The 12,404-nt window shown below is 70.7% G+C and carries 9 protein-coding genes; 1 reads left to right on the forward strand and 8 read right to left on the reverse strand.

From position 1 onward, the window contains the following. The 5 genes from P3T37_RS34215 to P3T37_RS34235 all read right to left on the reverse strand — a co-directional run. A partial coding sequence (locus tag P3T37_RS34215; RefSeq protein ID WP_280727848.1) for an alkaline phosphatase family protein occupies window positions 1–1,559 on the reverse strand: 1,559 nt, incomplete at its 3' end. 272 nt (window positions 1,560–1,831) lie between these two features. Continuing rightward, a complete protein-coding gene (locus tag P3T37_RS34220) occupies window positions 1,832–3,574 on the reverse strand; it encodes an Nramp family divalent metal transporter (protein WP_280727849.1) in 1,743 nt (580 codons plus the stop codon). Continuing rightward, window positions 3,571–4,872 carry a CBS domain-containing protein gene (locus tag P3T37_RS34225; protein ID WP_280727850.1) on the reverse strand — a complete coding sequence of 434 codons (1,302 nt, stop codon included), beginning with the start codon at window positions 4,870–4,872 and terminating at the stop codon, window positions 3,571–3,573. The genes P3T37_RS34220 and P3T37_RS34225 overlap by 4 nt, the downstream gene beginning before the upstream one ends. A gap of 95 nt (window positions 4,873–4,967) precedes the next feature. Next, window positions 4,968–5,690 carry an MgtC/SapB family protein gene (locus tag P3T37_RS34230; RefSeq protein WP_280727851.1) on the reverse strand — a complete coding sequence of 241 codons (723 nt, stop codon included), beginning with the start codon at window positions 5,688–5,690 and terminating at the stop codon, window positions 4,968–4,970. Between the two features lie 411 nt (window positions 5,691–6,101). Then, window positions 6,102–6,494, reverse strand: a complete 393-nt coding sequence (locus tag P3T37_RS34235; RefSeq protein WP_280727852.1) for a metalloregulator ArsR/SmtB family transcription factor — start codon at window positions 6,492–6,494, stop codon at window positions 6,102–6,104. 98 nt (window positions 6,495–6,592) lie between these two features. Here P3T37_RS34235 and P3T37_RS34240 point away from each other — a divergent pair, with 98 nt between their 5' ends. Further along, window positions 6,593–8,581 carry a heavy metal translocating P-type ATPase gene (locus tag P3T37_RS34240; protein ID WP_280727853.1) on the forward strand — a complete coding sequence of 663 codons (1,989 nt, stop codon included), beginning with the start codon at window positions 6,593–6,595 and terminating at the stop codon, window positions 8,579–8,581. Window positions 8,582–8,597: 16 nt separating this feature from the next. Here the strand turns inward: P3T37_RS34240 and P3T37_RS34245 are convergent, their stop codons facing one another. The 3 genes from P3T37_RS34245 to P3T37_RS34255 form a co-directional block, all read right to left on the reverse strand. Further along, window positions 8,598–10,196 carry an alpha/beta hydrolase gene (locus P3T37_RS34245; RefSeq protein WP_348533311.1) on the reverse strand — a complete coding sequence of 533 codons (1,599 nt, stop codon included), beginning with the start codon at window positions 10,194–10,196 and terminating at the stop codon, window positions 8,598–8,600. 14 nt (window positions 10,197–10,210) lie between these two features. Beyond that, window positions 10,211–11,482, reverse strand: a complete 1,272-nt coding sequence (locus P3T37_RS34250; RefSeq protein WP_280727854.1) for an alpha/beta hydrolase — start codon at window positions 11,480–11,482, stop codon at window positions 10,211–10,213. 433 nt (window positions 11,483–11,915) lie between these two features. Further along, a complete protein-coding gene (locus P3T37_RS34255; protein WP_280727855.1) occupies window positions 11,916–12,356 on the reverse strand; it encodes a VOC family protein in 441 nt (146 codons plus the stop codon). Window positions 12,357–12,404: the final 48 nt, after the last annotated feature.

A 12,404-nucleotide genomic window follows, 5' to 3' on the forward strand; every position in this document is an offset into this window, starting at 1 on the left:
ACGGTCAGCGTCGCGGTGTAGGTGCCCGCGGTGCTGTAGGTGTGGCTCGGGTTCTGGGTCGAACTGCTGGTCCCGTCACCGAAGTTCCAGCTGTACGTGTACGGGGCGGTGCCGCCGGTGGCCGAGCCGGTGAAGGTCTCGGTCAGTGGCGCGTTGCCGGTGGTCGGGGACCCCGTGGCTTTCGCGGACAGCGGGGTCGAGCCCTGGACCCAGAAGTCCTCGAGCGGGTCGCCGAGCGCGGACTGGTCCGCGGTCGTCATCGGGAACGTGGAGGTGCCGAGGTTGTCGTTCGGGTCGATGACACCGGAGTGCACGTTCTCCATCGTGCGCTCCATCGCCGCGAGCACGTTGCCCGTGGTGTACGCCACGTGCGAGACGTAGCCCTGCTTGACGTAGTTCGGCGACCCGATGACGAGCAGCGGCACGCGGTAGGTGTTGCTGACGTGGTCCGGGCCGTTGCTGCCGTTCTGGGTGTCGTCCTCGGTGACGACGATGAGGGTGTTGTTCTTGTACGTCGGGTTGCTCATGATGGAGTTGACGATGTTGTTCGTCGCGGTGTCGTTGCCGGAGATGTCCTGGTAGGTGCCGGGGTGGTCGTTGAACAGCTCGACGTAGTTGTAGGCCGGCATCCCGTTGGTGTTGATGAAGTTCAGGTAGTCGTTGGCGACCGTGCTGTCGGGGATGCTCTGGTTCTGGCAGGTGTACTCGTTGGTGTGCAGCTCTTCGGGGATGTTCGTGCCCGGGCGGTTGGGCGGCAGGACCTCGACCTTGCCGTCGGCCGGGTTCTTCCAGTACCCGCTACCGCTGTTGAGCATCCAGTAGATGTCGCCGTTCATGATGAACGTGTACGGGCTGGTGCCACTGCTGGTACCGGACGGAGCCGTGCAGGCGTTGGTGCCCTCGTCCGTGGGGCCCGAGGAGCTCTGCAGGAAGCGGTCGAACTGGGTGCCGTTCGAAGGGTACGACTGCTGCTGGCTGCTGGACGAGGACTGCCCCGAGAACAGGAACCAGTGGTTGGGTCCGGACGGCGGCTGAACTCCGGTGCTGTACGAGTCGGACAGCGAGTAGGTCTTGGCCAACTGGTGCAGCGCCGGCACCGAGCTGATGTGGTTGGTGCTCTGCACCTGCCCGTTGCAGCTGGGGCTGATCGTCGTCGCGCAGTCACCGAGGTAGTCGTCGAAGGTGTGGTTCTCCCGGTAGATGACCACGAAGTGCTGGAACGGCGGGAAGTACGGCGCCAGCGGGTTCACCGCCGCGGCGGGCTTCCCCACGACCGCCTGCTTGCCACCGACCGTCTGCACGGCGGTCTTGTCGGTGATCTTGAGGTCCTTGGGCTGCGGGAACTTCGAGAACTCCACGCCGGGCGCGGCGAACACCGCACCGGTGCAGTCGAAGTCGTCCGGCTTGTAGGTCTGCGGACGCTGACCGACCGGCAGGTTCTTGGCGTTCGCCGGGCTGGTGGCCGGGTTCCACCCCTTCAGCGTGCACGAGCCGACGCCGGTTGTCGGGTGCTTCCCGGCCCCCTCGGCCGAGGCCAGCGAGGCCCCCGCTAACGTCACGACGGCGAGCAGAGCCACGCTCGCCGATCTCTTCTTCCACTTTCTCATCGACACCCCTCCGCACATGACCGTGCATGGTCAGCCGACCACGGTCCGTATGGTGGTCGCGAAACGGAAGCCGGACAAGTAGATGCGCGTAGATTTCTCAGCAGCCGGGGTTTTTTTCGTCTCGCGTTCGTCCCCTGTTGCCGGAGGGTTCGACGGCTCTTGGACACCGAGCCCGAGTGGCGTCCACCAGCTCAGCTGCTGAGGCGAGTTGACGGTGTGACAGGTTATGCGCCGCCGAGGCGAATGGCCTTGATGAGGAGCAGGACGGCACTGAGGACGAGGTAGCCGCGTAGGGCCAGCATGCCGAGCCGCAGGCCGGGCGACCACTGGACGGGCTTGAGCAGTGCCAGTGGCGGCATCCGCCAGGCCAGTTTCTCTGCCGCGGGCATGTCCGGTGGTGGCGGCGCCGAGACGCCAGAGCGGTGCCGGGCGATCCCCAGCCCGGCGGCCGCTGCGGCCAGACCGGCGACGAGGGCGACGGCGAGCCAGACGGTGAGGGCCTTGACGTCGACGCCGGGGAAGAGGGTGGTGGTCATCAGGGTGGCGGAGAGCAGGAGCAGCACGGTGATGATGAGCGCGGCCAGGAGGTTGAGCCAGCGGGGGTTGACCCAGGGGCCGAGGACTTCGGGGTCGTTGCAGAGCAGCAGCAGGAAGACGCTGGCGGACGGGAGGAGGAGTCCGGCCAGGGCCTGGACGGCTTCGGTGATCACGCCCAGCGGTGCGCCGGGGATGAGGACGATGCCGGCGGCCAGCAGCACCATGAGGCTGTAGGAGGCGTAGAACTTCTTGGCCTCGCCGAAGCCGCGATGCAGTGAGTGGCGCAGGTTGAAGACGTCGCCGAAGGCGTAGCTGGTGGCGAGGGTGACGGCGGCGGCGCCGATGATGCTGGCGTCCATCAGGACGATGGCGAACATCACGGCCAGCGCGTGGCTGTGCTGTTCGAGGGCATGGGCGACGCCGGCGGCGTCGGTGAAGTGGCCCGCGAAGCTCGTGCCGCGGGCGGCGTAGTCGGCGATCATGACGAGGGCCGCTGCTCCGACGACGACCACGAGGGAGCCGATGACGGTGTCGGCGCGTTCGTAGCCGATGAAGCGAGGGGTGATGCGTTTGTCGATGACGTTGGACTGCTGGAAGAACAGCTGCCAGGGCGCGACGGTGGTGCCGACGATGGCGATGATCAGCAGGACGGCGTCGCTGGAAATGCCGCCCTGGATGCCGGGGACGACGAAGTGGTGTGCGGCCTGGCCCCATTTCGGCCCGGAGAGCAGGGTGAGCGGGACGAGCAGCAGGCTGACGGCGATGAGCGCGAACATCGCGCGTTCCCAGCGGCGGAAGGAGCCGCTGGCAGTGACGGCGATCAGCAGCAGCGCGGCGAGCGGCACCACCCAGTACTTGGAGGCGCCGAGGTACTCGGCGGCGAGCGAGATGCCGATGAACTCGGTGACGATGGTGAGGAAGTTGAGGACGAACAGGTCTCCGACGCTGAACCAGCCCCAGAACCTGCCGAACCGTTCGTTGATCAGGCGGGCGTGCCCGACGCCGGTGACCGCTCCCAGGCGCACCACCATCTCCTGGTTGACGATCAGGACGGGGATGAGCAGCAGCAGGACCCAGAGCAGGGAGTAGCCGTAGTTCTGGCCGGCCTGGGCGTAGGTGGCGACGCCGCCGGCGTCGTTGTCGCCGACCATGACGATGATGCCGGGGCCGACGATCGCCAGGAGCGTCAGCAGCCGGGTCTTCAGGCCGGGGCGGTCCTCGGCGTGCCCCACGGAGATGCGTCCGAACGCGCCTTCGATGTCGCCGAGGTGGGCTTCGTCCAGGACGGCGCTGGGCCGCGGCGCGGGCGTGGGCTTCGGCGCCGGCGGCGGTGCGGGAGGCGGCGGTGCGGGAGGGGGCAGCGGCGGTGCGGGAGGGGGCGCGGCGGGGGCGGTCCGGTTGTCGTCCGGCTCGTTCTCCGGCGCCGTCATCCGCCGAGGTCCGTGACCTGCGCGGACCCGGTGGGGGCGGCCTGGTCGGTGCGGTGGGCGGGGTGCGGGGCGGGTTCGCGGCGGCGCCAGTCCTCGGGGATGACCGTCTCCAGGATGTCGTCGACGGTGATCACTCCCAGGATGCGGTCCTGCTGGTCCACGACGGGGACGGTGAGCAGGTTGTAGTCGGTCATCAGCAGGGCGACGTCCTCGGCGTCCGCCTCGGGCAGCACCCGGACCGGTTCGGTGACCATGACCTGATCGAGGCGGGCGTCCGGATCGGCCTGCAGCAGCGCCACCAGGGTCGCGGTGCCGATCAGCCGGTTCCCCTCCCCGACGACGTGCACGCTGGTCAGCGCCTCGGGCTGGAGGGTGCGGGCCGCACGGACGCGTCCCAGCACCTCCGCGACGGTGGAGCCGAGTGGTGCGGTGAGGATGTCGAGGGCCATCAACCCGCCGGCGCTGGAGGGGTTGAACCCCATCAGCGTCATCACCTTGGTGCGCTGGCCGGCGGGCAGCGCGTCGAGTACCGGTTGGCGGCGGTTCTGCGGCAGGTCGTTGATCGCGTCGGCGGCGTCGTCCGCGCGCATCCGGGCCAGGACCTCGGCGATCTGCGCGTCGCTCCGCTCCCGGAGCAGACGGGTCTGCGAGTCGGGCTCCAACTCCTCGAAGACGTCCGCCTCCAGCTCGGGGTCGGCGTGGACGGTCTGCAGGATCTCGTGCGACTCGGTGCGGTTGGCGTCCTCCAGCAGGTCCGCGATGTCGGCCGGCTTGAGGCGGCCCAGGCGCCCGAACGTCCCCCGCACGCGGGCCGACTGGGCATGGCCGATCAGCGGCTCGAAGGACTTCCAGTCCCGCCACTGCGCCTGGGACTCGCCCGCGAAGAACCCGAACAGCCGGGGCCGGTGCGGGGCGGTGTCCAGGCCGTCGACGACCCACCCGTCCGGGCGCCGGCGCAGTTCGAGGTCATGGGCGCGCACCAGCTCGACGTCGGCGACGTCGATCACCCGGTGTCCGAGCACGTCCGCGCGCAGCAGCACCTCCCCCTCGCGCCGCTCGAAGGGCCGCAGGTCCACAACCTCGCTGGTCAGCTGGATCCGCTCCCCGTCGAAGTCCGCGACCTGCCCGACCGGCAGGAAGACCTCGCGCCTGCCGACTTCGGAGACCAGGCCGGTGACCACGGGGTAGTCCCGCCCGCGCAGGCGCACGATCACATCGGAGAGCCGGCCCACCACCTCGCCGCCACGCCCCACCAGGGGACGGCGCAGAAGCTGGGACAAAGACACGACACGGTCCACGATACGAAGCTAGCCCGCTCCCGAGATCCGACTCCTCAGGCATACCGCGACCGGCCCGGCGCTCAGCTCGAACGGCGTAGTGAGATGACGTTCCGTCAGGCCATGGACTCGTGCTCCGGGTCGTCCTCCAGGTGCCAGTGCAGGTCGCTCACGCCGGGTTCCAGGGACAGCCGGGAGATCACCTGCTCCATGGCCTGGGCGACGTCTCCGCTGATGGCGACGGTGGCCCGCAGGCTGGTCAGGTCGGCGCGCTCGCGGCGGGCCCGCAGCCCGGTCGGGGGCAGGCCGGAGGCCGCCAGCGCCTGGAGGAGCAGGGCGCGGATGTGGGACTCCGAGCGGCGCTCGCACTCCAGGTGGACGATGGCGTCCACGGAGGAGTCGGGGTCGGTCCCGGCGGCGGGCGCCCGGTCCAGCAGGCGGCCGGCCGGGCGCAGGACCAGGTGCACGGCCAGCACCGCGAGCGTGCCGAGTACGGCGAAGTTGAGCTTGCCGGAGGCGGCCAGCACGCCGACGGCGGCCGAACACCACAGGGTGGCAGCCGTGTTGAGCCCGCGGACCCCGGCGCCGTCGCGCAGGATGACGCCGCCGCCGAGGAAGCCGATGCCGGAGACGACGTAGGAGGCGACCCGGGTGGGGCTGCCGGTGTCGGCGACGGCCTCGCTGTAGAGGACGAAGAGGGTGGCGCCGGCGGCGACGAGGGCGTTGGTGCGCAGGCCCGCCATCCGGGCGCGCCACTGGCGCTCGACGCCGATCACTGCCCCGCAGCCGACGCCGGTGGCGAGACGGAGCAGGAACTCGAAGGTGGTCAGGGTGTGCATGGGTTACCTCTCCTCAGGGGATGGGTGGTGGGTCGGCCCAACCCGAGGCGGGTGAATGTCAGGCGGCTTCGGCCGTCCCTACGAGCGCGCACCACTGCGCACCCGGAACGGCATGAAGCCGTGCGGGAGCGACAGCGCGTCAAAAAGGCGCGTGGGGAAGGTGGTTAGCGCGTGCCGGTGGAGTACGAGGACAGGCGGGCGTGAGGCCGATGATGGCCCGGACTACTGCAACTCGAATCCATGTCTCTCGCCTCCTTCCGGCCGGCGGCGCACATCACGTGCGCCGTTTCGACACCGCAAGGAGCGGACCGGCCCGCAAGACCGGTACACCCCAACTCGTCCACAGGATGGACCGGTTGCGATCGCACTGTCAAACCACTCACAGGGGAACGGAATACGCACCCCGAGTGCTCAGTAGTCGGCGTCGAGCGCCGGGTCGTCGCCCTCGGCCGCGTCGCTCAAGCCGAGCCGCAGGTGGTCGATGTGATAGACCGCCTGGTCCAGGAGTTCGGCGACGTGGTTGTCGTACAGCGCGTAGACCACCGAGCGGCCGTGGCGCTGGCCGACGACCAGGCCCAGGTTGCGCAGCAGTCGCAGCTGGTGCGAGCACGCGGACTGCTCCATGCCCACCGCGGCGGCAAGCTCGGTCGCGGCGCAGGAGCCCTCTCGCAGGCGGGCCAGGATGAGCAGCCGGGAGGGCGTCGCCAGGGCCTGCAGCGTGGTGGCGACCTTGGCGGCGTTGACCGCGTCCAGGCGGGCGCGCGGGACGGCATTCGATGCTGCGGTGGCGATTCCATGGCCCATGGCGTCCATCCTACAAGAGACAGATGAATGACTGTTCATGTGTTCCTGTATGGTGAATGGGTCGCCACATCCTGCCTGCGCAAGGGAACACCACACCCATGTCCACGACCCTGATCGAACGCCCGGCCCCCGCCGGGGCAACGAGGCCCAGCCTCGTCCCCAGGCGTCGCACGCGCGTCTTCGCGCTGGCCGAGGCCCGCTGGGCGGCTGCGGCCACGGTCGCCTTCCTGATCGCCCTGCCTCTCCAGCTGACCGGCGCCCCGGCCTGGGCCTGGGTGCCGATGTACGCGATCGCCTACGTCACCGGCGGCTGGGAGCCCGGCTGGGCGGGGCTCCAGGCGCTGCGTGAGAAGACGCTCGACGTGGACCTGCTGATGATCGTCGCCGCGATCGGCGCGGCCGCGATCGGTCAGGTGATGGACGGCGCGCTGCTGATCGTCATCTTCGCCACCTCCGGCGCCCTGGAGGCGCTGGCCACCGCCCGCACCCAGGACTCGGTGCGCGGCCTGCTCGACCTCGCCCCCGCCACCGCCACCCGCCTCCTGGACGACGGCGGCGAGGAGACCGTCGCCACCGAGGCGCTGGCCGTCGGCGACACCATCCTGATCCGGCCAGGCGAGCGCGTGGGCGCCGACGGACGCGTGCTGGACGGCGCGAGCGAGGTCGACCAGGCCACCATCACCGGCGAACCGCTGCCGGTCGCCAAGCAGGCCGGGGACGAGGTCTTCGCCGGCACCCTGAACGGCACCGGCGTCCTGCGGGTCAAGGTCGAGCGGGATCCGGCCGACTCGGTGATCGCCCGGATCGTCGCCATGGTCGAGGAGGCCTCCGAGACCAAGGCCCCCACCCAACTGTTCATCGAGAAGGTCGAGCAGCGCTACTCGCTGGGCATGGTCGCCGCCACCCTCGCCGTGTTCCTGATCCCGCTCGCCTTCGGCGCCGCCGTCACCGGCTCGCTGCTGCGGGCGATGACCTTCATGATCGTCGCCTCCCCGTGCGCGGTCGTCCTGGCCACCATGCCGCCGCTGCTGTCGGCCATCGCCAATGCCGGACGGCACGGCGTACTGGTGAAGTCCGCCGTCGTCATGGAACGCCTCGGCCAGGTCGACGCCGTCGCGCTGGACAAGACCGGCACGCTGACCGAGGGCACCCCCCGCGTCACCGACATCCGCCCGCTGGCCGGCAGCGGCCTCTCCGAGGACGAGCTGCTGGCGCTGGCGGCGGCGGCCGAACACCCCAGCGAACACCCGCTGGCCCGCGCCGTCGTGAGCGCCGCCCGCGAACGCGGCCTGGAGATCCCCGCGGCCCGGGACTTCACCTCTGCCCCCGGCATCGGGGTCACCGCCACCGTCCACGGCGACGCGGTCGCCGTCGGCGCCCCGGCCCGGCTCCTCAACCGCGCCGAGGACAGGCTGTCCGCGCTGGCGGCGGTCGTCGCCGAGGAGCTGGAGGACAGCGGCCGCACCGCCGTGCTCGTCGAGCGCGACAGCCTCCCGGTCGGGATCCTCGGCATCGCCGACCGCCTGCGACCGGACGCCGCCGCCACCGTCGCCGCACTGACCGCCCTGACCGGCAGCACGCCGATGCTGCTCACCGGCGACAACCCGCGCGCCGCCGCCCGCCTCGCGGCCGAGGTCGGCATCACCGACGTCCGCGCCGGCCTGCTGCCGCAGGACAAGGTCACCGCCGTCCGGGAGCAGGAGAAGGCCGGCCGCAGGGTCCTGGTGATCGGCGACGGCGTCAACGACGCCCCCGCGCTCGCCGCCGCCCACACCGGCATCGCCATGGGCCGGGCCGGCTCCGACCTCGCCCTGGAGACCGCCGACGCGGTCATCGTGCGCGACGAACTCGCCACCGTCCCCACGGTGGTGGCCCTGTCCCGCCGGGCCCGCAGCTTCGTGGTGCAGAACCTGGTGATCGCCTCGGTGTTCATCTCCGGCCTGGTCATCTGGGACCTGGTCGGCCACCTGCCGCTGCCACTCGGCGTCCTCGGCCACGAGGGCTCGACCGTCATCGTCGGCCTCAACGGCCTGCGACTGCTGCGCGACAGCGCCTGGAAGCGCGCCGGCGCCGAAGCTGCCACCTGAGCAGGAGAAGCCGACCTCATCCCGCGGACGGCGGGCCGATCTCGAACTGCGGCGGTTCCAGGCCGGCGATGCAACTGGTGTCCGGGGCGCTGGGATTGTCGAAGAACGAGGCGACGATGGACTGGGCGCACGGTGAGGCGGCGAAGGCGACGTGTGCGACGTAGGGGATGGTGACGGTGGTCGCGTTGGGCAGGGTGCGTGCGACGTAGGCGCCGTTCGATGCTCCGGTCTGGGCGTCGAAGCCGGCCGACATGGCGAGGGTCGGGATGTCGCTGCGGGTGATCTCCCGAACCGAGGGCGCTGCCTTGGGGATGTCCCAGGCGCGACAGTCATCTGCCAGGAAGGGCAGCTGCGGCGCCTGCGCGAGAACGGACCGCGGGAACGAGGGGAACGCGCGCTTTCCCGCCCGGAGTACTTCGGACGGATTCTCGTACGGCACCCATTCGCCGCAGAACACGCCGTAGGCGAGCCCGTGGCTGATCCTCCCGATCGCCTGCGGGCTGACCTTCCCACCTGCCCACTGCTCGGCGATCCGCTGCGGATTCCCGTGGGCCAGTTCGTCGATGGAGCGGGGCACGCCCGGGGCCACGTGGGTTGCGGAGGTCAGCCAGTTCACCAGCATGCCACCGTCGAGCACGACCTTGACCGGCTTGTCGCGCGACGGGACCCTGACATAGGTGGTGACCGGATCCGCCTCGAGCTTGCGCACCAGGTCGGTGAACGTGTTCGCCAGGTCCGGGTACCGCTGTGCGCAGGCGGGCTGTTGGGCACAGGTGCTGAACAGGCTGTCGAAGCCCTGCTTCGCACTGCTCCAGGTCATCGCGGGGCCGGCCAGGGAGGGCGGCACGATTCCGTCGATGCCGACCGAGCGGATCCCTTCCGGGTGCTCGCGCATGTAGATGAGCGCGAGGTCCGTGCCGTACGAGATCCCGTACACGTTCCACTGCGGGATGCCCAGCGCGACCCGCAGGTCCGCGTAGTCGGCGGCGCTCTCGGTGCCGTTGTAGGCGCTCAGATCGACATCGCGTTTCGCCAGCTGGTCCCGGCAGGCCCGGGTCGCCCTGACGTGCAGGCGCCCGGTGGACGGCGCGTCGTAGGCAAGGCCGACGGCGCGGGCGTTGAAGCGGTCGATGACCGGGCAGGTGAGCTCCGGATCGGCCGAGTAGGTCCCGCGCTGGGACATGAGGACCACGTCGCGGTCGCGGTTCAGGCCGCCGTCGACGGCCAGTTGAGCCTCGCCGACCGCGTCGTCGCCCGGACCGCCGGCGAACCACACGATCGGGTCGGGCGCCGGCGTGGTCGAGAGCGCCGGCACGATCGCGACCCCGAGGGTGATGGTCCGGCCGCTGGGCGCGGCGCGGTTCTCGGGCACGGTGAGGGTCCCGCAGCGTGCGTCCTTCAGCGCGGGGACCGGGTCCGGCGTCCGGGGGCAGGGCCCCGGCACGAACGAGGCCGATCCGGCCGTCCGGCCGACCGTCCCGAGCGGCCGCGCGTGCGCGTGCGCCGGCACGCCGAGCAGGCCGACGAGGACCATGCCGCCCACTGCTGCGCCGGTGAAGCGAACCGGTAACCCCGCGGCGGTTCTGCGGCGTCGGCGGACTGACGAACTGAACATTTCCGGTCTCCTGCTCAAGGGGTGATCGTGAACGGCTTCGGCTTGAGTCCGGCGACGCACTCGGTGTCGACGGCGGTCGGGTGGGCGAGGAAGGAGGCGAGGACGCTCTGCGTGCAGCTCGACTGCGGGGTCACCCAGTGGCCGATTCCGGGAATGCGCACCACGGTCGCATTGGGAAGCGTCCGGGCCGCGAACCGTCCCCAGCGCGCCCCGGTCTTGGCGTCGAACGTGCCGGAGATGACCAGGGTGGGGACCGTGCTGCGGGTCGCCACGCGCTGGGAGGCCGTCCGGTCCGGGACGTTCCACGTCTCGCAGACCTCGCTCTGGTAGGGAAGTTGCGGCGCCTGGGCGAGGACCGAGTCCGGATATCCCGGGAAGGCCCGGCGTCCCGCGTCCAGCAGATCGGCGGCCGACGTCCCCGGCACCCACTCGCTGCACGCCACGCTCTCCGTCAGGCCGTAGGCGAAGTCGCCGACGACGGGGGTCGAGCCGGCCGCGCGGGCCGCCGCGAAGCGATGTGGATCGCCGTGGGCGAGCTCGTCGATCGCGGCGGGCACATCGGTCGAGGGGACCGCGTTGCCGACCAGGAGGTTCACCAGCGCTCCCCCGTCGAGGACGACCTTCACCGCTTGCCCGCCGCCCGGCGGTGCCGCGCGCAGGGTCAGCGGATCGGCCTCCAACCTGCGCACCTGCTCCGCCAGGGTTCGGGCGAGGTCGGGGTACCGGCGGTCGCAGGCCGGTTGATCGCGGCAGGCTCCGAGAATCGCGTTGATCCCCTCCTGGGCGCTGCTCCAGGTCCACGGGAGGCTCACGATCTGCGGGGGTACGACCGAATCGATCGTCACCGTCCGGATCCCCTTCGGGTGCTCGCGCAGGTACGTGAGCGCGAGGTCGGTACCGTAGGAGTACCCGTACACGTTCCACCAGGCGATCCCCAACGCCTTGCGCAGGTCGGCGAAGTCGGCGGCGTTCTGCGAGGTGTTGTAGGCGCTCAGGTCGATCCCGCCGGCCGCGAGGCGTCGGCGGCACTCACCCATCGCGGCGACCAGCAGTCGCTTCGTCGACACCGCGTCGTAGCGCAGCCCCACCGCACGGGCGTAGAACCGGTCCACCTCCGGACAGGCGATGTTCGGCTGCGCATAGAGCGTCCCCCGCTGGGCCATGATGATCAGGTCGCGATCCCGGTTCACCCCGGCGTCGACGAGGAACTGCGCGTCATCGATGGCATCGCTCCCAGGACCACCGGTCAGGTGAACGACGGGATCCGGCGCCGGCGTCGAGGACACGGCCGGGATGATCGCCACCGCCAGCCGGATCGTCGGGCCGTCAGGTCGGGTGCGATTCTCGCGAACCGTCAGAAACCCGCACCGCGCGTTGGCCAGCGCCGGAATCGGCTGCGGGGTCCTCGGGCACGCGCCCGGCTCGAAACGCGGCGAGCCCGCCGAGCCCGCGCCCGCGGCGGGCGCCGATGCGGCCTCGCTCGCAGGTGCACCGGCCAGCAGGGCCAACCAGCATGCCACCACGGCTGCGGCTCCCCTGAGGGCGCGGCGCGGTTCCGGTCCACAGCCGCGAGTTGTCTGCTTTCCCATGCGCAATCCGCTCCTCAGCCGACCGTCCGGCTGACGGAGCCGAACCACGCAGTGCGTACGAACCACAGCGTGTCTGCCCAGCAGCCGGACCGCGCGAGGTGCTACGCCGGACAGGGGGAGCGGACTGCTCTCAGCTCAGCTGCTCGGCCAGCGCGAGGATGATTCCGCTCGGCCCGCGGAGATAGCAGAGCAGGTAGCTGTCCTCGTAGCGGGAAACCTCGCCGACGAGTTCGGCGCCGTGCGGGCGGAGGCGGGCGAGGGTGTCCTCGATGTCGTCGACGGCGAACATGACGCGGTGCAGGCCCAGCGTGTTCGCCGGGGTGACCTCCGGCTCGGGGGTGATCGCCGCCGGGTTGTGATACTTCGCCAGTTCGAGCCGGCCCGGGGCGTCCGGGATCCGCATCATCGCGATCTCGCTTCGCATGTCAGCGAGTCCGACGACGTTTCCCGCCCAGCTCCCTTCGATCGGCATCCTGCCTTCCAGCTCCATGCCGAGTTCGATGAAGAAGGCGATGGCGGCGTCGAGGTCGTCGACGACGATGCCGACGTTGTCCATGCGCTGAATCGTCATGTCCCCGAGAGTAGGGGCCAGGTCCGACGCCGTCGGCCAAGCCGGCCG

Origin of the sequence: Kitasatospora sp. MAA4, from assembly GCF_029893355.1 — a bacterium.
In the GTDB taxonomy this organism is placed as follows: Bacteria; Actinomycetota; Actinomycetes; order Streptomycetales; family Streptomycetaceae; genus Kitasatospora.

Excerpts from the sequence above, each read along its gene's own strand:
- P3T37_RS34245 (WP_348533311.1), bottom strand. The coding sequence starts at position 10,196 with ATGTTCAGTTCGTCAGTCCGCCGACGCCGCAGAACCGCCGCGGGGTTA.
- P3T37_RS34235 (WP_280727852.1), bottom strand. The coding sequence starts at position 6,494 with ATGGGCCATGGAATCGCCACCGCAGCATCGAATGCCGTCCCGCGCGCC.
- P3T37_RS34220 (WP_280727849.1), bottom strand. The coding sequence starts at position 3,574 with ATGACGGCGCCGGAGAACGAGCCGGACGACAACCGGACCGCCCCCGCC.
- P3T37_RS34240 (WP_280727853.1), top strand. The coding sequence starts at position 6,593 with ATGTCCACGACCCTGATCGAACGCCCGGCCCCCGCCGGGGCAACGAGG.
- P3T37_RS34230 (WP_280727851.1), bottom strand. The coding sequence starts at position 5,690 with ATGCACACCCTGACCACCTTCGAGTTCCTGCTCCGTCTCGCCACCGGC.
- P3T37_RS34255 (WP_280727855.1), bottom strand. The coding sequence starts at position 12,356 with ATGACGATTCAGCGCATGGACAACGTCGGCATCGTCGTCGACGACCTC.